General features: G+C 67.3%; 23 protein-coding genes. 7 read left to right on the top strand and 16 right to left on the bottom strand.

Annotation, left to right across the window (positions count from 1 at the left end; translation table 11 throughout):
* Nucleotides 1-150: 150 nt before the first annotated feature.
* Nucleotides 151-705, bottom strand: coding sequence for a 16S rRNA (guanine(966)-N(2))-methyltransferase RsmD (rsmD, locus tag BBTA_RS07900; protein ID WP_012041942.1), 555 nt, complete (start codon nucleotides 703-705; stop codon nucleotides 151-153).
* 9 nt (nucleotides 706-714) lie between these two features.
* Nucleotides 715-2,787, bottom strand: coding sequence for a pseudouridine synthase (locus BBTA_RS07895; RefSeq protein ID WP_012041941.1), 2,073 nt, complete (start codon nucleotides 2,785-2,787; stop codon nucleotides 715-717).
* 131 nt (nucleotides 2,788-2,918) lie between these two features.
* Here BBTA_RS07895 and BBTA_RS07890 point away from each other — a divergent pair, with 131 nt between their 5' ends.
* Nucleotides 2,919-3,365, top strand: coding sequence for a nucleoside deaminase (locus BBTA_RS07890; RefSeq protein WP_012041940.1), 447 nt, complete (start codon nucleotides 2,919-2,921; stop codon nucleotides 3,363-3,365).
* Between the two features lie 12 nt (nucleotides 3,366-3,377).
* Here BBTA_RS07890 and purD read toward each other — a convergent pair whose 3' ends face one another.
* The 4 genes from purD to BBTA_RS07870 all read right to left on the bottom strand — a co-directional run bounded on the left by purD (nucleotide 3,378) and on the right by BBTA_RS07870 (nucleotide 6,535).
* Nucleotides 3,378-4,661, bottom strand: a complete 1,284-nt coding sequence (purD, locus tag BBTA_RS07885) for a phosphoribosylamine--glycine ligase (RefSeq protein WP_012041939.1) — start codon at nucleotides 4,659-4,661, stop codon at nucleotides 3,378-3,380.
* A gap of 68 nt (nucleotides 4,662-4,729) precedes the next feature.
* The gene (locus BBTA_RS07880) at nucleotides 4,730-5,044 is read right to left on the bottom strand and encodes a transcriptional regulator (protein WP_012041938.1); all 315 of its coding nucleotides are present in this window, start codon (nucleotides 5,042-5,044) and stop codon (nucleotides 4,730-4,732) included.
* Nucleotides 5,045-5,049: 5 nt separating this feature from the next.
* On the bottom strand, nucleotides 5,050-5,598 hold the full coding sequence (locus BBTA_RS07875; protein ID WP_012041937.1) for a hypothetical protein: 549 nt from the start codon (nucleotides 5,596-5,598) through the stop codon (nucleotides 5,050-5,052).
* A gap of 13 nt (nucleotides 5,599-5,611) precedes the next feature.
* Nucleotides 5,612-6,535: an alpha/beta hydrolase gene (locus tag BBTA_RS07870; protein ID WP_012041936.1), complete on the bottom strand. Its 924-nt coding sequence runs from the start codon at nucleotides 6,533-6,535 to the stop codon at nucleotides 5,612-5,614.
* A gap of 197 nt (nucleotides 6,536-6,732) precedes the next feature.
* Between BBTA_RS07870 and xseA the strand changes: the two genes are divergently transcribed.
* Entirely contained in the window at nucleotides 6,733-8,343 is a 1,611-nt protein-coding gene (gene xseA, locus BBTA_RS07865; RefSeq protein ID WP_012041935.1) for an exodeoxyribonuclease VII large subunit, read from the top strand.
* A gap of 71 nt (nucleotides 8,344-8,414) precedes the next feature.
* Here the strand turns inward: xseA and BBTA_RS07860 are convergent, their stop codons facing one another.
* Nucleotides 8,415-9,242, bottom strand: a complete 828-nt coding sequence (locus BBTA_RS07860; protein ID WP_012041934.1) for a dienelactone hydrolase family protein — start codon at nucleotides 9,240-9,242, stop codon at nucleotides 8,415-8,417.
* Between the two features lie 179 nt (nucleotides 9,243-9,421).
* Between BBTA_RS07860 and BBTA_RS07855 the strand changes: the two genes are divergently transcribed.
* Nucleotides 9,422-9,649: a DUF2093 domain-containing protein gene (locus tag BBTA_RS07855; RefSeq protein ID WP_012041933.1), complete on the top strand. Its 228-nt coding sequence runs from the start codon at nucleotides 9,422-9,424 to the stop codon at nucleotides 9,647-9,649.
* Here the strand turns inward: BBTA_RS07855 and lpxK are convergent.
* The 6 genes from lpxK to BBTA_RS07825 are packed head-to-tail and all read right to left on the bottom strand — an operon-like array spanning nucleotide 9,619 to nucleotide 15,200.
* On the bottom strand, nucleotides 9,619-10,656 hold the full coding sequence (gene lpxK / locus BBTA_RS07850; RefSeq protein ID WP_012041932.1) for a tetraacyldisaccharide 4'-kinase: 1,038 nt from the start codon (nucleotides 10,654-10,656) through the stop codon (nucleotides 9,619-9,621). The two genes, BBTA_RS07855 and lpxK, sit on opposite strands and share 31 nt — an antisense overlap.
* Nucleotides 10,649-11,956: a 3-deoxy-D-manno-octulosonic acid transferase gene (locus BBTA_RS07845; protein ID WP_012041931.1), complete on the bottom strand. Its 1,308-nt coding sequence runs from the start codon at nucleotides 11,954-11,956 to the stop codon at nucleotides 10,649-10,651. Before BBTA_RS07845 ends, lpxK begins: the two co-directional genes overlap by 8 nt.
* The gene (locus BBTA_RS07840; RefSeq protein WP_012041930.1) at nucleotides 11,949-12,686 is read right to left on the bottom strand and encodes a lysophospholipid acyltransferase family protein; all 738 of its coding nucleotides are present in this window, start codon (nucleotides 12,684-12,686) and stop codon (nucleotides 11,949-11,951) included. The genes BBTA_RS07845 and BBTA_RS07840 overlap by 8 nt, the downstream gene beginning before the upstream one ends.
* A gap of 17 nt (nucleotides 12,687-12,703) precedes the next feature.
* Nucleotides 12,704-12,943: a DUF4170 domain-containing protein gene (locus BBTA_RS07835; protein WP_009031572.1), complete on the bottom strand. Its 240-nt coding sequence runs from the start codon at nucleotides 12,941-12,943 to the stop codon at nucleotides 12,704-12,706.
* A 57-nt stretch (nucleotides 12,944-13,000) separates the two neighbouring features.
* Nucleotides 13,001-13,747: a 3'(2'),5'-bisphosphate nucleotidase CysQ gene (locus BBTA_RS07830; RefSeq protein ID WP_012041929.1), complete on the bottom strand. Its 747-nt coding sequence runs from the start codon at nucleotides 13,745-13,747 to the stop codon at nucleotides 13,001-13,003.
* A 58-nt stretch (nucleotides 13,748-13,805) separates the two neighbouring features.
* Complete coding sequence (locus BBTA_RS07825) at nucleotides 13,806-15,200, bottom strand: TldD/PmbA family protein (RefSeq protein WP_012041928.1); 1,395 nt, start codon at nucleotides 15,198-15,200, stop codon at nucleotides 13,806-13,808.
* Nucleotides 15,201-15,483: 283 nt separating this feature from the next.
* On the opposite strand from BBTA_RS07825, the gene BBTA_RS07820 reads away from it, so the two are divergent.
* A complete protein-coding gene (locus BBTA_RS07820; protein WP_041750459.1) occupies nucleotides 15,484-16,008 on the top strand; it encodes a DUF6101 family protein in 525 nt (174 codons plus the stop codon).
* Here the strand turns inward: BBTA_RS07820 and ubiA are convergent, their stop codons facing one another.
* The 3 genes from ubiA to BBTA_RS07805 form a co-directional block, all read right to left on the bottom strand.
* Entirely contained in the window at nucleotides 16,009-16,941 is a 933-nt protein-coding gene (ubiA, locus tag BBTA_RS07815) for a 4-hydroxybenzoate octaprenyltransferase (protein ID WP_012041926.1), read from the bottom strand. It lies immediately after the preceding gene.
* A complete protein-coding gene (locus BBTA_RS07810; RefSeq protein WP_041751324.1) occupies nucleotides 16,938-17,609 on the bottom strand; it encodes a hypothetical protein in 672 nt (223 codons plus the stop codon). The genes ubiA and BBTA_RS07810 overlap by 4 nt, the downstream gene beginning before the upstream one ends.
* A 272-nt stretch (nucleotides 17,610-17,881) precedes the next feature.
* On the bottom strand, nucleotides 17,882-18,310 hold the full coding sequence (locus tag BBTA_RS07805; protein ID WP_041750458.1) for a hypothetical protein: 429 nt from the start codon (nucleotides 18,308-18,310) through the stop codon (nucleotides 17,882-17,884).
* A gap of 203 nt (nucleotides 18,311-18,513) precedes the next feature.
* On the opposite strand from BBTA_RS07805, the gene BBTA_RS07800 reads away from it, so the two are divergent.
* The 3 genes from BBTA_RS07800 (at nucleotide 18,514) to hisG (ending at nucleotide 21,519) form a co-directional block, all read left to right on the top strand.
* Nucleotides 18,514-19,266, top strand: coding sequence for a 16S rRNA (uracil(1498)-N(3))-methyltransferase (locus tag BBTA_RS07800; RefSeq protein ID WP_012041923.1), 753 nt, complete (start codon nucleotides 18,514-18,516; stop codon nucleotides 19,264-19,266).
* Nucleotides 19,267-19,384: 118 nt separating this feature from the next.
* On the top strand, nucleotides 19,385-20,545 hold the full coding sequence (locus BBTA_RS07795; protein ID WP_012041922.1) for an ATP phosphoribosyltransferase regulatory subunit: 1,161 nt from the start codon (nucleotides 19,385-19,387) through the stop codon (nucleotides 20,543-20,545).
* Nucleotides 20,542-21,519, top strand: coding sequence for an ATP phosphoribosyltransferase (gene hisG, locus BBTA_RS07790; protein ID WP_012041921.1), 978 nt, complete (start codon nucleotides 20,542-20,544; stop codon nucleotides 21,517-21,519). Before BBTA_RS07795 ends, hisG begins: the two co-directional genes overlap by 4 nt.
* Nucleotides 21,520-21,570: the final 51 nt, after the last annotated feature.

Below are 21,570 nucleotides of genomic sequence, written 5' to 3'. Positions count from 1 at the left end.
CAGCGGCGCGAAGCGCCGCGGAGGTGCAGACCCGGGACCCATGTGCCGCAGCTGACGTGAGGGAAAAGATCGGCGTGGCGAGCAGCCTGCGCCCAACGTAATTCTGTGGTTATGGGCCCCTGCGTTCGCAGGGGCGACACCGAGCAAGGATCAAGGGCGGCGCAGGAACACGAACTCGGTGTCGTCATAAGCGCGGCGCTCGAGTTCTTCAAAACCCTCGGGCGCCTTGAACGCGGCGGCTTTCGACTCCTCGACCACCAGCAGCGCTGACGGCACAAGCCAGCCGCCGTCGCGCAGCGAAGCCAGCGCCGTCTCGGCCAGACCCTTGCCATAGGGCGGATCGAGAAACACCAGCGAGAATGGTTCGACCGGATAGGCCGGGCCGAGGTTGGTGGCATCGCGGCGGTAGACCTTGGTCACGCCGCCGAGGCCGAGCGCCTCGACATTGTTGCGCAACAGCGCCCGCGCCTCGGCGCCGTTGTCGACGAACAGCGTGAACGCGGCGCCGCGCGAGACCGCCTCGATGCCAAGCGCGCCGGTGCCGGCAAACAGGTCGAGCACGCGCGCGCCGTCGATCGGATCGTCGTAGGCGTGCACGAGGATGTTGAACAGCGCCTCGCGCAGCCGGTCCTGGGTCGGCCGGATGTCGCGCGAGGCGGGCGAGGCGATGTTGCGGCCCTTCAGCCGTCCACCGACGACACGCATCGCACCACCCTACTCGTCCTGCGGCGTGATATCACGCTTGCCGTGATAGCCGCGCTTCGGCCGCCGCGGCGGACCGGGAAAGCGCGCCTCGGCCTCGTGGCGCGCGCGCGCCTCCTCGCTGCCGGTGCGCTGGACCAGCACGCGGCGGCCCTTGCGGTCGGCGACGACCTCGCGCTTCGGCTTGGGCTTGGGATCCGGCAGCGGCTCGCGATTGCCTTTGCCCGCCGGACCGAGATCCGCACCGGACTGCGCGATCACCTTCTCGCCGAGTTGCTCGCGCAGCACCCGCGTCTTGACCTCCTGCACCTCGCCCTCGGGCAGCTCCAGCAGCTGGAACGGACCATAGGAGACGCGGATCAGGCGGTTCACCTCGAGGCCGAGATACGCCAGCACGTTGCGCACCTCGCGGTTCTTGCCTTCGCGGATCGCGACGATGAGCCAGACATTGGCGCCCTGGTCGCGCTCGAGCGTGGCTTCGATCGGGCCGTATTTCACGCCATCGACCTCGACACCCGCGGCGAGCTGGTCGAGCTGCGCCTGGGTGATCTCGCCATGGGCGCGGACGCGATAGCGTCGCGTCCAGCCGGTGTCCGGCAGCTCCAGCACGCGGGCGAGGCCGCCATCATTGGTGAGCAGCAACAGGCCTTCGGTGTTGAAGTCGAGCCGGCCGATCGAGATCAGCCGCGGCAGGCCTTCGGGCAGATTATCGAACACGGTCGGGCGACCCTCGGGGTCGCTGTGCGTCGTCATCAGGCCGCGCGGCTTGTGGTACAGAAACAGCCGCGTGCGCTCGCGCTGCGGCAGCGGGGCGCCGTCCACCTGGATGACGTCGTTCTCGGTGACGTCGAGCGCCGGCGAGTTGATGACGCGGCCGTTCACGGTGACGCGGCCCTGCGTCACCATTTCCTCGGCATCGCGGCGCGACGCCAGGCCGGCGCGGGCCAGCACCTTGGCGATCCGATCGCCAGCCTTGCCGGGCTTCGGCGCCTCGTCGGGCACGACGCGCTTCACACGCTTGTCGGTCTCCGGCTTGCGCTCGCGATAGGCACCGCGGCCGCCAAAGGCCGGACGCTTGGCGAAGACCCTGCTGTCGTCCTCATTGTCGCGGCGCGGACGATCGCCGAAATCGCCACCGCGGCGCTCGCTGCGCGGATGCTCCTGCCAGTCGGTGCGCCCTTCCGGACGGCGCGGACGATCGAACTTGGGCTTGTCGAATTTGGGTCTGTCAAACTTCGGACGATCCTCGCGCGGACGATCGGACCGAGGACGGTCGAAGCTCCGGCCGCCCTCACGCGGGGCACGCGGGCTGCGCTCCGGACGATCGCCATCCGCGCCGCGCTTCTGCCAGGGCTTGGTCTCGCCGCGCTGCGGCCGATCCCCGAACTCCTTGCGCGGCCCACGCGGTCCTGCTCCGAATTTGCGCTCGCCGCGATCCCCTTCAGCGCCGCGCGAGAACTTGCGTTCTCCGCCAAATTTGCGCTCCGGGCGATCACCGGTCCGCGGCGGCCGGTCCCCGAAGCTGCGGTCTGCACGCGGACGATCGCCGCGGTCACGCGCACCCTCTCCGCGCGGCGTATAGGGCCGCTTGTCGCCGTCACGCTCTCGCGCGGCGTAAGGCTTGCGCTCACCGAACTTGCGCTCGGACGAGCGGCCCGCCGGGCGGGCCTCGTCGCGATTGGCGCGCGGCGTATAGGGGCGCTTCTCGCCACTGCGCTCGTCACGGTCGAATTTCGGCCGGTCGCCGCGCGGCTTGAAGGCGCGCTTCTCGCCATCGGCAGCCCGCGCCGGACGGGCGGCAAACGGCCGATCGCCGCGCGGACGCTCATCGCGGTTGAAGCGCGGCTTGTCGCCATAGGATTTGCGCGGCGCATCGCCGTCGTCGCGACGGCGCGGGGCGCGGCCGTCGTCGAACGAGCGCTTGCCCTTGGCGCCAGCGTCCTTGTCACCGAAGCCGCGCTTGGCGAACTTCTTCTCCGGCCCGCGTGCGGCGCCCGAGCGTCCCTTGCCGCCTTCGGACCGCCCCCGCGGGGCGCCGCCGCGGCGGCCGCGGGAATCGTTGTCTTTGTCGGTGTCACGGGGCATGAAGGTCTCGCTTCGAGGTGCAGGACGATGGGTGATACGCGCGCTCTGAGCAGCGCATGTCACGCAGGAAATCGGGGTCCGGTTTTGCTGAAGGGCGATGCAGTAGCAGACTTGGGCGGGTATTACGAGCCATGAAGAGCCCTTCTTTCATGGATTTGGCGCTGAAAGCGGCCGAATCGGCCGCAATTTCCGGCGAGGTGCCGATCGGCTGCGTCGTGGTCCGGGACAATGCTGTCATCGCCACCGCCGCCAACCGCACTTTGACCGATCGCGATCCGACCGCCCATGCCGAAATCCTGGCGCTCCGCCAGGCCGCGCAGGTGATCGGCAGCGAGCGGCTGGTCGATTGCGATCTCTACGTCACGCTCGAGCCGTGCACGATGTGCGCCGGCGCCATCTCCTTCGCCCGCATCCGCCGGCTGTATTACGGGGCGGCCGACCCCAAGGGCGGCGCCGTCGAGTCCGGTGTCCGCTTCTTCGCCGCGCCGACCTGCCATCACGTGCCGGAGGTCTATTCGGCCGTCGGCGAGCAGCAGGCGGCCGAGATGCTGAAGGCGTTCTTCAAGGCGCGGCGCTGAGATTGCGCGACGTCAGCCGCCGGCCTTCTCCTGCGCCAGCGCCTGCCAGGCGATGTCGCGGCGGCAGAAGCCGTCCGGCCATTGGATGAGGTCCACGGCCTGGTAGGCGCGCGCCTGGGCTTCGGTGACCGTCTTGCCGCTGGCGCAGATGTTGAGCACGCGGCCGCCATTGGCGAGGATGGCGCCGTCCTTGGCGACCGTGCCGGCATGGAAGATCTCGACGCCCTCGACCTTGGCCGCCGCATCGAGCCCCTCGATCACGCTGCCCTTGGCGTAGTCGCCCGGATAGCCCTTCGCGGCAATCACGACGGTGACGGCCGCATCTGGAAACCAGCGCAGATCGAAGTTCTTCAGCTGCCCGTCGCAAGCGGCCAGCATCGCCGGCACGAGATCCGACATCATGCGCAGCATCAGCACCTGGCATTCCGGATCGCCGAAGCGGACGTTGTATTCGAACAGCTTGGGGCCCTGCGCCGTCAGCATCAGACCCGCATAGAGGATGCCCTTGAACGGCGTGCCGCGCGCATTCATGCCGTCGATGGTCGGCAGGATGATCCGCGACATGATCTGATCGTGGATCTCCGGCGTCACGAACGGCGTCGGCGAATAGGCCCCCATCCCGCCGGTGTTGGGCCCCTGATCGTGATCGAATACCCGCTTGTGGTCCTGCGCCGATGCCAGCGGAATCGCGGTCTGGCCGTCGCACAGCGCGAAGAACGACACCTCGCGGCCTTCGAGAAACTCCTCGATCACGACCTCGGTGCCGGCGACGCCGAAGCCGCCCTCGAACATCATCCTGACGGCGTCCTCGGCCTCGGCCAGCGTCTTGGCCACCACCACGCCCTTGCCGGCCGCCAGGCCATCGGCCTTGACGACGATCGGCGCACCGTGCTCGCGGACATAGGCGAGAGCCTCCGGCGCATTGTCGAACCGGCAATAGGCCCCGGTCGGAATGCCGTATTCAGCGCACAGATCCTTGGTGAACCCCTTGGAGCCCTCGAGCTGCGCGGCGAGCTTGCGGGGCCCGAAAATCTTGATGCCGGCGGCCTCGACATCGTCGACAATTCCGGCCGCGAGCGGCGTCTCCGGCCCGACCACGACGAGATCGACCTTGTTGGCCTGGCAGAACGCGATCACGCCAGCATGATCGGTCACGTCGAGCGCAACGCATTCCGCCTCCTTGGCAATGCCGGCATTCCCCGGAGCGCACCACAGTGTGGTGAGCAGTGGAGAGCCGGCAATCTTCCAGGCGAGCGCATGCTCGCGACCGCCGGAACCAATCAGGAGAATGTTCATCGTCGATGCCGTCGCAGGGTGGGTCAATTCGGAGGCCCCAATTGCCCGGCCCTCGCAACAGAGTCAAATCATGGCTCGGGCGGTTTCGCCGCAGCACCGGCAATGATTTCCTGCAGGCCCGCCACATGGCGGGCGAAGGCGGCCCGGCCCGGGCCGGCCAGCGTGACCGTCGTCTGCGGTTTCTTGCCGACAAAGGCCTTGTCGACGGTGACGTAGCCAGCCCGCGCCAGCGTCTCGATATGGGCGCCGAGATTACCGTCGGTCGCCCCCGTCAGCTTCTTCAGCCGGACGAATTCCAGTCCTGTCCCTGCCGGCAGCGCATTCAGGGCCGCCATGATCCGGAGCCGCAGCGGCTGATGGATGATCTCGTCGAGCTCCGCCAACGCCGTCAGCTCCGCCGCATCCAGAGACCGCCGATGATCAGGCCGCCGCCATTGACGAACGCCATCCAGAGCGGGAATGCCGCGCCGATGAAGATGTAGCCGATCAGGGTCAGGACGGTGACGCAGAGCCCGAAGACCGTGAAAGCGATGCCGAACCATAATCCGGCAAGACAGTAGAACAGCATGAAATAGATCGGCCAGAACGCGCCCATCTCGCGCGGCCCAAAATGGCCGATCGTCTCGACGAAGAAGCCGAAGGCAAACAACATCACGAAGGCGAGCAGCGACCTGACATCGAAACTGCTCATCCCCCGCCGGGTTTTCTCCGTGGCGCCCAGCACGACCGATCCGCCGATCGCCAGCACGTAGACCGACAACCACGCTTTGTCGGCGTAGTGAGGCGTCAGATAGGTCACGAGATTACCGGCGAACACCAGCGCGCCCCACAGCACCATCAGCAGGCTGGACAGCCTGTAGATCTGCGACTGGCGCACGCGCCTGGTCATGTCCTCGATGTCGTCAAGCGCGCGTGCGGCTTCCAGGCTGTCGATCATGCGCGTGACCCCTCTAGCGCGTAGCCACGTCCTCGGCGATCGCGCTGACGGCCTGCGGCGCCGACACGATCTCCATGTGATTGACGCCGGGGATCAGCCTGACGTCAACGGCGGGCGCCACCGCATGCACAGCGTCGGCATATTTGTCGGCCTGCATCAGCTCATCATCGGCGCCCGCGATCAGGGTCACCGGGTGCTTCGCCGCGGTGAGATCGGGCTTGTAGCCGCGCGTCGCGAAATTGCGCAGCAGGCGGTAGCTGTAGGTCGAGGCGACATATTTCTCGGAGTTCGGCCTGACGGCGAAGGCCAGCGCCGGCAGCGCCTCGCAGCACGACACGCCGATCCGGCTCAGCAGCCCGAGCGCGAGAATGCGGGGAATGTCGGGGCTGGCCCAGCCGCCGGAATTGTCGCGATTGGTCGGGGCATCATAGCCGAGATAGGGCGAGAGCAGGATGGTGCGCGCGAACAGCTCCTGGATCGGCGCGCTCGCGGCGCGCAGCGCGAAACCGCCACCTGCGGAATGCCCGAGCAGCACGATAGGCTGGGCCGGAACCGATTTCCTGACCTCCGTGACGAGGTCGGCGAGATCGTCCTCGAGCTGGCCGAGATAGCCGATGTCGCCGCGGGTGCCGGAGCCGCCGTGGCCGCGAATGTCGGGGGCAAACGTGTCGATGCCGTGGGCGGCGAGCCCGTCGGCGAGGGCATGCACGGCCACGCTGGAGCCCGACGAGCCGTGGACCAGGATGGCGATCTTTCCGACCGGCGTCGCCCGTGCCGGATAGTGGCGATAAGCGAGCTCAGTGCCGTCGCGGGCGCTGAAGCGCTGCAGGGCCGGCATGGTGCTGCGATCAACACGTCCGACGGTCTCCGAGATCGACTTCAGCTCGGGCGGATGCACCAGCGGCGTTGCGATCATGCCGCCGAGAACCAGCGCCAGAGCCCCGGCGAGGCCGAGGCCCCAGCCAATGAGCCGCCCCACGATCGTGATGCTCTTCCGCATGGCCTCTCTCCCTGCCCAGCCTTATATAGAGTACTCTATAATACAGAGTTATCGAAAAGCCAACGGCTTGATTGGCGGTCGGGACCGAAAGCTCCTACCTTGGCAGCTGCTCCCCCAATCCGAATCAGCGATCGATGCCGCCCGCAGAAGCCCTGCCCAACGCGCCCGAATTTACCGTCTCCGAACTGTCCTCCGCGCTGAAGCGGACGGTCGAGGACCAGTTCGGCCATGTCCGGGTGCGCGGCGAGATCACCGGCTTCCGCGGACCGCATTCCTCGGGCCATTGCTATTTCGCGCTCAAGGACGAGAGCGCCAAGATCGAGGCGGTGATCTGGAAGGGCGTGCACGGCCGCATGCGCTTCAAGCCCCAGGAAGGGCTCGAGGTCATCGCCACCGGCAAGCTCACCACCTATCCGAACTCCTCGAAATATCAGATCGTCATCGAGGCGCTGGAGCCGGCCGGCATCGGCGCGCTGATGGCGCTGATGGAGGAGCGCAAGCGCAAGCTCGGCGCCGAAGGCCTGTTCGATCCCGCCCGCAAGCAGCTGCTGCCCTGGCTGCCCGAGGTGATCGGCGTCGTCACCTCGCCAACCGGCGCCGTCATCCGCGACATCCTGCACCGGTTGGAAGACCGCTTTCCCCGCCACGTGCTGGTGTGGCCGGTGAAGGTGCAGGGCGAAGGCTCGGCCGAGCAGGTCGCGGCCGCGATCCGCGGCTTCAACGATCTGCCGGAGGACGGCCCGATTCCACGTCCCGACGTGCTGATCGTCGCGCGCGGCGGCGGCTCGCTGGAGGACCTCTGGTCCTTCAACGAGGAGATCGTGGTTCGCGCCGCAGCCGAGAGCATGATCCCGCTGATCTCGGCGGTCGGGCACGAGACCGACGTGACCCTGATCGATTTCGCCGCGGACAAGCGGGCGCCGACGCCCACGGCCGCTGCGGAAATGGCGGTGCCGGTGCGCAGCGAGCTGATGCAGGAGGTCGCGAGCCTCGCCCGCCGCGTCAGCGTCTGCTGGCAGCGCAGCCAGGAGGGCCGCCGCAACGAACTGCGTGCGGCCGCGCGCGCCCTGCCCGGAGCAGCCGAGCTGCTCGCCATTCCGCGGCAGCGGCTGGATTCGGCCGCGGCAAGCCTGCCGCGCGCGCTGAAAACCAACACCAATGTGCATTTCCGCCAGTTCGCGGCGGCCAGCGCCAAGCTGACCTTGCGCGTGCTGCATGGGCAGATCGCGCAGGCCGATCATCGTCTCATCGTGTCCTCGGAGCGGCTGTCACTGTCGGCGCGGGCGCTGCTGCACCGGCGTCGCGAGCGGTTCGAAGCGCTCGACGCCCGCTTCAAGGCGTCTCGCCTCGCTTATGCCCAGGCCAAGCGACAAGCGATCGAACGCGAGCGCGACCGCACCGAGCGGCTCGCGGATCGCGCGGCCCGCGCGCTGGCGACGTCGATCTCGCGGCTGTCGGCGCGCGTCGACCACGCCGGCCAGCTGCTGGCGGCGTTGTCCTATCGCAGCGTGCTGGCGCGCGGCTTCGCCCTGGTCCGCGATGATGCCGGTCACCCGCTGCACCAGGCCGCAAGCATCGGCCCCAACGCCGCGCTCTCGATCGAGTTCGCCGATGGCGTGGTCGCAGCGACGGCCGCTGCCGGCCGCGCGGCACCAGTGGCAGCGCCGCCCAAGACCGCACGCGAGACCAAGCCGGCGGCAGCGAAGCGCTCACCCGATCCGGCCGATCAAGGCAGCCTTTTCTAGCGTAACTCCGACTGGAAGAGCCGGAATCGGTTTTTTTCGAAAGATCGTGCCCCAGCAAACAGCTTGGAGCATCAACGCGCCAGCCAGTCGGAGACGAGCTTCTGGGCGTCGGCGCGGGCTTCGGGATCGGAGCCTACATGGCCGCGCTCGGGCGCCGCCGCATCACTGCCGGCCACCATATGCACCGGCAGATTGACGCGGTCGAAATCGTGATAGGCGCCAGGATAGACCACGATCCGCGTCAGCGCGCTGCGGCCCCGCGCACCATCGATCATCTGCCGGCAGGCCGGTGGCGAATAGACGTCGTCCATGCCGCCGATCAGGATCAGCGTGGGAACCCGTGCGCTCCAGCCAAGCCCCGACGACGCGCGGCAATCCGGGTAGAAGGCGACCGCCGAGCGGAAGTCTGGCGAGACATGGTCCGGCAATTGCGGCCGCACGGCCCACAGCAGCGCGCTCGCGCCGCTCGCCCAGCCCAGCAGGCTGACGCGATCCGGCATCACCCAGGATTGCTGGGTCAGCCATTTCTGCGCGGCGACGATATCGGCGACGCGTTCGCGGCGGCCGCTGATGCGGCGTTCCTTGACCCGGCATTGCGGTCCCAGGCCACGCGAGCCGTAGCTGTCCGGTAGCAGCACGGCCTTGCCGTCCTTGACGAGTTCCTCGGCCCAATCGCGGTAACGCGGCAGCACGGGATCGGAGTGGCCGGCAAGCCCGCCACAGCCGTGCAGCGCGATGACGACAGGAAATGGTCCCGCACTGCTCGGCCTGTAAAGCTGCGCATGCAGCACGTAGCCGGCGGACGGGATCTCAATGGCCACGGGCGCAGGCAATGGCTCCGCAGCGGCTGAGGTGATCACCGCACAGAGCAGGGAAAGGACGGTGATGAGGGAGCGCATCAAACCAGCCGGGCACGACGAGCGGCAGAGATCCAAAATTCTAGCTAGCACGGAGTTTCCGGCCGAAGCATCACAAATCAGTGGGTTTGCGGAAGCGACAGCGGCCTCCATCTGTGTTAGAAATCAACAAGCTATGACCTTCGTGCGCTCGTCGGCGTACATGGATGGAGATCACGGACGTGCTCAACAAGTTCGGCCCCTCGGGCCAGGGGGAAGCGCAGGTGCAGTATCTGGATGGCGACTTCCGCGTGATTTCGCCAGGAAGCTACGTGCGATGCGCCGTGACCGATGCGCGGATCCCGCTCGATGAGCTGAAATATTGGAGCGTCGATCTGCAGGAGGCCTATGCGCTGCCGAGCGCGGTGCTGCAGCGACATTATCCCGGCGCGCTCAAGGCGAATGGCTGACGCTGCCGCGCCGACGCGAGCCGGTGCGCGACCAAGCTGCGCAAGGCCGTCGGATCGCTGAATTGCAGCGTCACAGGAAACGCCGTGATCACCGGGTCCGATCTGCCCAAGATGCGATGGCCGCGAAGCCGGGCCAGATCCTTCTGGGTTGTGACCAGCGTCGCGCCTTGATGCCTGGCTTTGTCGGCCAGCGCGGCGATCTCATCGGTTGAAAACGGATGATGATCGGGAAACGCACGCTCGCCCACGACGTCGAGCCCGCTCGCACGGAGGGTCCGAAAGAAGCGCTGGGGATCGCCAATGCCCGCGAAGGCGAGCAGCGGCCGCCCGGCCAGCGCTGCGACCACCTCGGGGTCCGGCTGCAGATGCGCTCTGAAAACCGGCTTTCCCGCTGCGGTGACGCGGGCTGCGACCGCCTCACCAGCGGCGCCGCTGCCGACCACGATCAGCGCATCAGTGCGCGCGAGCTGCGGCGGCAAGGGCGCGCGCAGCGGTCCGGCTGGAAACACCCTGCCGTTGCCGAGCCCGCGCGCGCCATCGATCACGATCAATGCGAGATCCTTGGTGAGCGACGGGTTCTGAAAGCCATCATCCATGAGGATCACGCTGGCGCCTTGCGTCTTCGCCAGCCCGACGCCTTCGGCGCGATGGCGCGACACCACGACAGGCACGTGGGCGGCCATCATCAGCGGCTCGTCGCCGACGTCAGCGGCCGCGTGGATGGCGGGATCGACCGCCACAGGCCCAGCCAGCCGGCCACCATAGCCGCGGCTCAGCACGACCGGGTGCTCGCCGAGTTCGCGGAGCAGAGCCGACAGCGCCAGCACCGTCGGCGTCTTGCCGGCGCCGCCGACATGAAAATTGCCGACGCAGATGACGGGAACTCCGGCATCGAGGCCACTCTGCGCCATCCGATGTGCGGCGATGGCGCCATACAGCACCGAGAGCGGAGACAGCAGCAGCGATTGCCAGGCGTGCGGCCGGTGCCAGAAGGCCGGCTCACGCATCTCGCGCGGTCCCCATCTCCAGCCTGACCTGCAGGAGATACGGCTCCAGCGCAGCCATCGTTCGCTCCAGCGCGCCGCCAAGCTGATTGACGACGCGCGAGCCGGCAGCGACCAGGCTGTTGCCCGCCTCGGGATCGGCCAGCAGATGTCTGAACTGCCGGACCAGAGCCACCTGATCCTGGGCGAGACGGGCGCCAGCCGCCGAATCGAGCGCTTCGTAGACTTCGGCGAAATTGAAGACGTGGGGTCCGTGGACGATGGCTCCGCCGAGCTTGACGGCCTCGATCGGGTTCTGGCCACCATGCTCGACCAGCGAGCCGCCCATGAACACGATGGAGGCCAGCCGATAGAACAGCCCGAGTTCGCCGATCGTGTCGGCGACATAAATCTCGGTTCCGGCCAGCGGCTGACCATCGCGCGACCGCAGGCCTGTCTGCAGGCCGGCGCCGGCGACGAGATCGGCGATCGCGGATCCACGTTGAGGGTGCCGCGGCACGATCACGGTGAGAAGGGACGGCAAGGCGCTGGACAGCGCCTTGTGCGTCGCAATGAGGATCTCCTCCTCTCCCGGATGCGTGGAGGCGGCGACGATCACCGGGCGGCCGCGCGTCATCGCCGTCAATCGTTCGAGCTTGACCGGATCGGCCGGCGGCGCCGGCACATCGAGCTTGAGATTGCCCGTCGTGATCACATTGCGGGCGCCGAGCGCGGAAAACCGCTCGGCATCGGCCTGCGACTGGGCCAGGCAAAGGTCGAAACGGCCGAGCAGCGCGGAGATCGTGCCGGACATGCGGCGCCAGCGCGGGAACGAGCGCGGCGACATCCGTCCATTGATCACGACCATCGGCACCCGCCGGGAGGCGCCGGCGAGGATCAGATTGGGCCAGAGGTCGGATTCGATGAACAGCCCGAGCGATGGGCGCCAATGATCCAGAAACCGCTCCACAAAACGCGGCGTGTCATAGGGGACGTATTGATGGATCACATCCGGTGGGAAACGTTTGGCCACGATCGCGGCCGAGGTCACCGTTCCCGAGGTGAGCAGGATGCGGATGTTGAGCGCGCGCAACCGCTCGATCAGCGCCGCCGCCGCCAGCACCTCGCCGACGCTCGCGCCGTGAATCCAGACCAGCGGTCCGAGCGGGCGCGTGTCGTGGCTCAGGCCGCGGCGTTCGTCGGTCCGCTCCGGATCTTCCTTGCCGTGCTTGAGCCGCTGCCTGATCAAGGCCGGCGCAAGCGGCGCCGCCGCCGAGGACAACCCGCGGTACACGCGCAGGGCCATCGGGAGCGTGTTAGCCACTGGACGCCCCCGTCACGGGCGGCGGGCAGGCATCCGGGCGGCCAACGATCTGATAGGCGCGGCGCATGCATTCGTTCAGCGTGGCTTCGAGGTCGAGGCGCGCCTGCTCCATCGCCGCGGCGTCGGCATCGCGCGGCACGCTGATTTCCTTGATCCCCACCAATGCGCCGCGGCCAAAGGGCAGATTGATGGTGGTGCTGTCCCAGTTCTTCAGGCGGATGAAGCGGCTCGTGACCATCGCAAAGGGCATGATCGGACGTCCTGATTCACGCGCGAGCATGATGATGCCGAGGCCCGCAATCCGCGCACGCTTCGGCACATCCGCGGTCGATGCTACGTTATAGTTGTCTTCCAGGGCGCGCACCATCTCCTTGAAGGCCCCCACCCCGCCTTTCCGGTGGAAGGAGGACCCGTGGTCCCCCGAGCCGCGAATGGTTCCGATGCCGAGCCGCTCGGCGGCGATGGCGTTGAACTCGCCGTCGCGATGGCGGGAGATCAGCACCTTGGCGCGGTAGCTCGGCTTGTTCCGGATGAACGGTGTCAGGAGATGCTGGCCGTGCCAGAAGGCGAAGATCGCCGGCATCTGCGGCTCGACGATGTCGTAGACATCCGCCGGCTCATAGGTGAAGCGGTTGGTGAGCCAAACCAGGCGCAGGTACTCGGCCGCGAGAAACCCAACGGCGCGCTGGAACCAGCCGCTACGCAGCATATTACGGACGAGATGTTTCAAGTCGAAAGCTTTGCGTCTTACTTCGCGTCCTGACCGGGATCGAGCAGCCGGTGCAGGTGGACGATGAAATAGCGCATATGGGCGTTGTCGACCGTCATCTGCGCCTTGGCTCGCCATGCCGCGTGAGCCGCCGCATAGTTCGGATACACGCCGACAATATCGACCTTGTCGAGATCCTTGAATTCGTTCTTGTCGAGATTGATGAGTTCGCCGCCGATCACGAGGTGAAGGAGCTGCTGCGAGGCGCTATCTGTCATCGGTACCATTCCTAATCGGCGCCTTGCTGGCGAGTGGAGCGTGCGATCCGGAGCCGTTCAGCCTGGCGGTAAGCGGCGGTATTGCGCGACGATATCAGCATGTCGGTCGCGGCCCGCTGCTACCAGCACCCCGTGCACCACTTCCGGACGATTATAGAGGATCGTCTCGCCGGACAATGCGGTCATTTTACCTCCCGCTTCCTGCACGATCAGATGAGCCGCCGCAAGATCCCAATCGCGGCTTTGCCCGCCTGCAAAAGCGGCATCGAGCGCACCGTGCGCGACACGACACAGGCGCAGCGCCAATGATCCGATTCGGGGATGGAGTTCAATTCGGGCAAATTGCGGAGCCAGCTTCTCAACCAGCGGTTTGGGGCCCGCCACGCGCGCAAAGTCCAGTGCAGTCCCCTGGGCGGCCTGAACGGGCTGGTCGTTGAGCGTGGTGCCCTGTCCCAGGCCTGCGAAGAAGAACTCGCTGGTGACAGGGGCATAGACGGCGGCCAGGATCGGCGACTGGTCCTCGACCAAAGCGACGCTCACGCACCAATCCTGGCGGCTGGCGAGAAAGGACCGGGTGCCGTCGATCGGGTCGACGATCCAGACCCGCGACCGGTCGAGCCGATCGGAATCGTCAGCGCTTTCTTCCGACAGCCAACCGTAATCGGGCGTGGCCGACCTCAACCGGCGTTCGAGAAGCTCGTTGACGGCCATGTCGGCCTCGGACACCGGGGACGATGCCCCCTTGGTCCATTTGCGCAGCTCGGTGCCGAACATCGCGTGCGCCAGCTCGCCAGCCTCGCGCACCGCCTGCTTCAGAAGCCCGGCATCCGCCGCAAGGGTCGTCCCGGCCGGTTTCTCGATCTCAGCGTCCGCCAAGCGTCAACCCTTCGATGCGCACCGTCGGCGCATTGACCCCATAGCGGAACTCCAGGTCGCTGGCGGGCGTCATCGATTTGAAGATCTCGAACAGGTGACCGGCGATCGTCACCTCGCTTACCGCATAGGTGATCTCGCCATTCTCGATCCAGAAACCGGACGCGCCCCTGCTGTAGTCGCCGGTGACGCCGTTGACGCCGGAGCCGATCAGGTCGGTAACGTAGAAGCCCTGCTTGATGTCCGAGATGAGCTCCTTGGCCGTCACCACGCCTGCTTCGAGATGCAGGTTGAACGGACCCGGCGATGGCGAGGACGACACCCCGCGATGGGCATGCCCGGTCGTGGCCAGCCCAAGCTCGCGCGCCGTCGCCGAATCCAGCAGCCACGTCGTCAGGACGCCATCGTCGACCAGCGCGGTCTTCTTCACCTGGACGCCCTCGGCGTCGAAAGGTTGCGAACGCAGGCCACGCGGACGCAGCGGATCGTCGATGATGCGGATGTCCTTGGCAAACAGCTGCGCGCCGAGCTTGTCCTTCAGGAAGCTGGTCTTGCGCGCGATCGAAGCGCCGTTGATAGCGCCGACGAGATGGCCGACCAGCGAACCGGACACCCGCGGATCGAACACGACCGGCACCTGGCAGGTCGCGACCTTGCGCGGATTGGCGCGCGCCACGGCACGCTCACCGGCGCTGCGGCCGACCGCCGCCGGGGCCAGCAGATCGGCGCCGTGCGGCGCCGCCGTGTAGTCATAGTCGCGCTCCATGCCGGTGCCTTCACCGGAGATCGCGGTCGTCGAGATGCTCTGGCTTGAGCGCAGATACGCGCCATGAAAGCCGTCGCTGGTGACCAGCACCATGCCGCCGATGCCGGCCGAAGCCGACGCTCCGCCCGATTTGGTTACGCCCTTGACCGCCATCGCCGCAGCTTCCGCCTCCTGGGCACGCCGCTCCAACTCGGCGATCACAGGGATCTGCGGATCGAGAAGGTCGAGCTCGGGAATGTTGCGGGCCAGCAGCGCGGGATCGGCGAGGCCGACATATTTGTCGTCGGGCGCCACGCGGGCCATGGCGACGGCCCGTTCCGCCAGCCGTGCCACACCGTCGCCGCTGACGTCGTTGGTCGACACCACAGCCTGGCGCTTGCCGACCAGGACGCGCAGCCCGACATCGTCGCCTTCGGAGCGTTCGGATTCCTCGACACGACCGTCGCGGACCTCGACGCCCTGGGAAACGCCGCGCACCGCGATCGCATCGGCGGCATCGGCGCCGGCCTTCCGTGCAGCCTCGACCAGCCGCTGGGCGAGCGCCGTGAGCGCGGACTGATCGAGAAGATCGGAATGAACGGAGGTCGACGAAGCAGGAGCTGAGGGGGAAGAGGTCACGAACAAATTCCGATCGATGTCTGGTGGCGACGAGGACGACTCAATCCAAACGAAATGTGGCCTGTTCACGCCGACTTCAAGCAGGCAGGCGGACGGCACGTCGGATTGTCGGCAAATCGGCAAGGTCTCGTCAATCATGCGGGGCAAGCGCTTGTCAATCATGACGGTAAGAGGATCATGCGTCACCGCTGATTAACCAGGCTTCTTAAGCTGAAACGGGCGGGGTGCGTGGCAAGGTCTCACGCATCGACCGGGAACATAATCCCGGCGGGGAGACCAAGCCGTGAGGCGTCAAACAGCAACAGGCGGAAGCCATTCCGCAGGGTCGGGCCGCGCCGTGCGGCTCGACCCTCTTTCCCTGCCCGTCTCGTTCAGCGCGCACGATACCCGTGCCGATGGCGGAATCCGGCAGGTCGAACTGCACCGGGAGCGCGTGGTGCTGCGCCGTGCCGTCAGCGGCATGCGCATGGCCGTGAACCTCCGCGTCAGCGACTTCCTCGGCATCGCGCTTCGCGAGCTCGACGACTCGCGGATGATGCTGGTTCTCGTCCACCGCGACCCGTCGCTCACCATCCCTCTCTGCGTCGACGACGACCCGAGCGAGATCGCTGCAGCCTGGGCGATGTGGAGCGAAACGTTCGCGCTGCCGCAGCTTCAGGACACGCACAGAGAAGCCGCGCCGCGCCGCCGTCGCCGCAACGCGATCCGCGACCGCCGTCCGCGTTTCCTGATGCGCCGCCGCGTCGGCCACCTGCTCAATCCGGCGTCGATCTATCGCGGCGAACGCGAGATCATCGCGCGCAACTGATCACAGTACGCGCAAGACCGCGTCGACCAGCAGGGCTGCGAACAGCAGCAGCCCGGCATCGCGATTCGACTTGAACACGCGCAGACACAGCGCCGGATCGGCGGTGTCGAGCCGGTGGACCTGCCAGCCGAGATGGGCCGCGAAACCGGCAAGCCCGATCCAGGCAGCCACGCCAGCGTGGGCAGTGACGAGCGCGGCGCCGATCAAGACCACGGCCAGCCCGTAGAAGAGGATGAGCGCCAGATGCGTGCGGTCGGCGAACAGCCGCGCCGTCGACTTGATGCCGATCAACGCATCATCCTCCGCATCCTGATGCGCGTAGATCGTGTCGTAGGCGATCACCCATGCGATCGAGCCGGCGTAGAGCAACAGCGCCGTGGCATCGAGGCGGCCGAAAGCGACCGCAAATCCCATCAGCGCGCCCCACGAGAAGGCGAGCCCCAGGACCATCTGCGGCCACCAGGTGATTCGCTTCATGAACGGATAGATCGCGACAATGACCAGCGATGCGATCCCGGTCAGGATCGCGAAACGGTTGAACTGCAGCAATACCATCAGGCCGATCAGCGCCTGCGCGACCAGGAAGGCCAGCGCCTGCTTGACGCCGACCTGCCCGGCCGGGATCGGCCGCGAGCGCGTGCGTTCCACCTTGGCGTCGAGATCGCGGTCGGTGATGTCGTTCCAGGTACAGCCGGCCCCCCGCATCGCGAACGCGCCGACGAAATACAGCGCGATCCAGGCCGGCAGCATGGTGAGCTGTCCCGACATGCCGGCCGCCAGCGCGGCCGACCACCAGCACGGCATCAACAGCAGCCAGGATCCGATCGGGCGATCATAGCGGGCCAGCCGCAGATAGGGCCGGCTCCAGACGGGCGCCAGCGTGTCGACCCAATTGCCGGTCGCGTCAGCAACGCGGACGGCGGTGTCGCTCATCGGGTGAGAACGTTGCCGGTCATGGTGTCGAACGCCGACCCGCCCTTCTTGCCGGTGTTGGCTTCGGGCAGCGCGGCGGAGCTCCCCAGCACATCGCTCAGGCTGGGCGCGGCCGGGCTGCCCCGCGTCTGCATCTGGGCGGCCACGGCGCAAACCTTCTTCTCAAGGGCTTCCGTACCCTTGTGACCCGTCTTCAGCTGTTCTGCGATCTGCTGCGGAATGCCGCAACTTGCAGCATGCGCTTCGACATATTTGATCATCTTCACTTCGGCCTTGCCGAAATTTCCGATCAGCTTGCAGGCCTCATCCGGAGAGGCCTTGCGGTCGCTCGCGGCCTTGATCAGCTTGCCGCGCCGCTCCGCCTCTTCGCGCAACGGGATGAATTCCTTCATGCAGTTGTCCGGCGGACCGCCCTGTGGCGCGGCCATGGCGGGCGGCTGGAAACCACCACCGCCGCCGCCGAACGCCGGCGCTCCGGTACTCGGAAAGGCGGTGGGCGCCGCCGCCGGCGCGGCAGGCCTGCCACCGATCGGTGGAAAGGCCGAGCTGTTATTGGCGGCAGGGCGGGACTCACCCGGCAAGGCCGGGAATGCGCTTTGTGCCAGCGCCGGCCCCGAGCAGAGGCCGATCAGCACGGCAAGCGACAGCAACGAATGGCGGGCGATCAAGGGCTGGTTCTCCGGCAAGACCAAAGTTCCTCAAAACTTCCGGACGAAAGCACGATCCGATCCGGGGCCTTTTACGATTCCCGCCCGCTTGGCACAACCGCGGAGTTTGTCACCTCTGCGGCGCAGGGACGCAGCTCCGCCTCAGAATGGCCACAGATTCCTCGTCCTGGGCGGAGCGAACCGCAGAGTTGCGAACTCTACGCAGAATCCGGCTCCGACCTGTCGTCAGCGACAATCCCATCCCGGCATCGCCGGAACAAGCCGCCTCCGGATCACGTCGCCGTGCAGACCTTCCGCATCACGGCCAGGGTGTTTTCGTGATTGGCCTTCAGCTGATCCGTGATCTTGGGCGGAATCCCGCACGTCGAGGCATGTGCGACCGCGTAATCGATCATCTTCGTCTGAGCCAGCTCATACTCATGGACCAGCTGGCAGGCCTCGCCAGGCGCGAAGCGACGCTCGGTCGCCGCCTTGATGAGCTTGGCGCGGCGGGCTGTCTCGTCCCGCAGCGGCGTAAACTCCTTCAAGCAGCTTTCAGGGGGGCGAAAGCCGGCAGTGGCCGGCCCGCCGGGGCCGGCGGCCCGCGGCGGGGTGGCCGCCCCCGCCTGCCCCGCGACCGCCTTGTCGTCGGCGCGACAGGCCACGGCGAGCGTGAGCGCGATTATGGCGGCGAACGCCCAGGTCCAGTTCTTGTCGATCACCGGCTGTTCTCCTCGCCAAGGCGTCCCGGACGCCGCCGGGACATCGCGTCCGAACACCGGACGGCCACCACGTCGCTGCCGATCCAACCGGTAAAATCTGTCGACAGCGCGGCCAAAAGGCGCCATCGCCAATGCGGCCGGGCGCGGGTCATCCGCCTGCTTCGGCGCTGGTAGGGACGCCTTTTCTTCACGGTCGAAGCAACATGCCCGAATACGACTTCAACGCGCCGCGCCTGTATGTCGATGCGCCCCTGCAGCACGGCGCCCATGTCGAATTGGACCGCGACCAGAGCAACTATCTCGGCAATGTGCTCCGCCTTGGCGCCGGCGGTCGCGTCCTGGTCTTCAACGGCCGCGACGGCGAATGGCAGGGTCTGATCGGCGGCCGCAAGCGGCCCGACAGCTTGACGATCGAGCATCGGACCCGGCCACAAGACCGGCTCGCCGACCTCGCTTATGTCTTCGCGCCGCTGAAGCACGCGCGGCTCGACTACATGGTCCAGAAGGCGGTCGAAATGGGCGTCTCGTCGCTTGCGCCGGTGATCACCCGGCACACCCAGGTGTCCCGCGTCAACGGCGAGCGCATGCGCGCCAACGTCATCGAGGCGGCCGAGCAATGCGGCATCCTCAGCCTGGCAGAGGTGCGTGAGCCGGTGTCGCTCGAGCGTTTCTTGGCGCAGCGCCCGCCGGACCGCCTGCTCGTGTTCTGCGACGAGGCGGCTGACGTCGCCGATCCGCTGCAGGCGCTGCGCGGCGGCAGCGATTACGCCGGCATCGACCTGCTGATCGGTCCCGAAGGCGGCTTTGCCAGCGAGGAGCGGGAATTGCTGCTGCGGCAGCCACTTGTGCTCCGGGTCGCGCTCGGGCCGCGCATCCTGCGCGCCGACACTGCGGGGGTGGCTGCCCTCGCCCTGATCCAGGCCACTTTGGGCGATTGGCGCAGTCAGAGCCGTTAAGGCCCGTCCCCAATTGTCGTCCGCCGCGCCCATTCATGGTCGAAACCGCGGAATGGCCATGCTAAGGGGCTGCCGCTGCCCGCCGGGCGGCGCTCACCCCGAGTGGAACCAGATCGAGATGACCGGACCCGCTTCAACCGGCCCCGCCGCCTGGGCCGACACGCTGCTGCAGTCGTTCGCCCAGGCCGGCTATGACCGCGCCGAGCCGGCGATTCTGCAGCCAGCCGAACCGTTCCTCGATCTGTCCGGGGAAGACATCCGCAAGAGCCTCTACCTGACGACCGACGCGAGCGGCGAGGAGCTCTGCCTGCGCCCCGACCTGACCATTCCAGTGGCGCGGGACTATCTGGCCTCCGCCCGCGCCGGCCATCCCGCGGGCTTCAGCTATCTCGGACCCGTATTTAGATACCGTAACGGCCGCCCCGGCGAATTCCTGCAGGCCGGCATCGAGTCGTTCGGCCGCAAGGATCACCCCGCCGCGGACGCGGAAATGCTGGCGCTGGCGATCGAAGCGACGGCAGCGGCGGGCCTCGCCGAGGTCGAGATCCGCACCGGCGATGTCGCGCTGTTCACCGCCTTGATCGACGCCCTCGACCTCTATCCGGTGTGGCGGCGGCGGCTGATCAAGGACTTCAACCGCAAGGTCACGCTGGAACAGGATCTCGAGCGCCTGGCAGTCGCATCGGCAGCGACGCGTAACGAATATGAGGGTGTCCTCGCCGCGCTCGCCGGTTCGGATCGCAAGGCGGCGCTGGCCCTCGTCACCGACCTGATGTCGATCGCCGGCGCCACCGCCGTCGGCGGCCGCACCGTGGCCGAGATCGCCGATCGCTTCCTGGAACAATCGACCCTCAAAGGCGGCGCCCTGCCGCGCGACGCGCTCAACACGATCAAGCGCTTCCTGGCGATCGCCGGCAATCCGATAGACTCCGTCAAACAGCTCCGCGCGCTCGCCGCGGACGCGAAGCTCGACATCGCCAGCGCGATCGACGCGCTGGAGGCGCGCGTCGATCTCATGGCCAAGCGCGGCATCGACCTCGGTCAGGTGCGCTTCGCCACGGCGTTCGGCCGCGGCCTCGACTACTACACCGGCTTCGAATTCGAATTGCACCGCAAGGATGGCGGCGACGAGCCCCTGGTCGCCGGCGGCCGCTATGACGGGCTGCTGAGCCGGCTCGGCGCGGCGGCACCGATCCCCGCGGTCGGCTTCTCGATCTGGGTCGAGGGTCTCGCCCAGGTTAGCAGTCACCGCACGACCCAGCGTGGGAGAGCATCATGAGCGGCCCTCTCGTCGTCGCCGTTCCGTCCAAAGGGCGCCTGCAGGAAAATGCGGAAGCGTTCTTCGGACGCGCCGGCCTGACCCTGTCGAAGACGGGCGGCGCGCGCGACTATCGCGGCACGATCTCAGGCCTCGACAATGTCGAGATCGCCTATCTGTCCGCGAGTGAGATCGCCTCGCAACTGGCGCGCGGCAGCGTGCATCTCGGCGTGACCGGCGAGGATCTTGTGCGCGAGAGCATTCCGGACGCCGACAAACGCGTGCTGCTGATCGATACGCTGGGCTTCGGCGGCGCCAATGTCGTCGTCGCCGTGCCGCAGGCCTGGATCGACGTTCGCACCATGGCCGATCTCGATGACGTGACCACCGGCTTTCGCGCCCGGCACAATCACCGCATGCGGGTCGCCACCAAATACATCAACCTGACGCGCAGCTTCTTTGCCGCCCATGGCATCGTCGATTACCGCATCGTCGAGAGTGCCGGCGCGACCGAGGGCGCTCCCGCGGTCGGCACGGCCGAGCTGATCGTCGACATCACCAGCACCGGCTCGACGCTGGCCGCCAACGGGCTGAAGGTGCTGGACGACGGCGTGATCCTGCGCAGCCAGGCCAATCTCGTCGCCTCCCGCGATGCCGACTGGTCCGACGGACCGCGCGAGAGCGCCCGGATCATTCTCGACCACATCCATGCCCGCGCCCGTGCCAGCAAGTACCGCGAGGTGCGCACACGCTTCAAAGGGTGCGACGCAGCAATGCTGACCGAGGCCCACAACCGGTTCGGCGTCGTGGCGCCGTTCGGCGGGCCAACGTCGTCAGGCATGCTGACCCTCCATTGTCCGCCGGCGCAAATCTACGCGCTGGGCAGCTTCCTCCGCGCGCACGGGGCCGAGACCGTATCGGTCGCCTCGCTCGACTACGTGCTCGACCGCGAGAATCCGCTGTTTGCCCGCCTCGAGGCCTTCCTGCGATCATAAATCGCCGTTCATCGTAGCGACAGGCGGCGGCTGCTACCATATGTTGGTAGG

It is taken from the genome of Bradyrhizobium sp. BTAi1 (genome assembly GCF_000015165.1).
In the GTDB taxonomy this organism is placed as follows: domain Bacteria; phylum Pseudomonadota; class Alphaproteobacteria; order Rhizobiales; family Xanthobacteraceae; genus Bradyrhizobium; species Bradyrhizobium denitrificans.
This window is presented reverse-complemented; position numbering and strand designations above follow the sequence as displayed.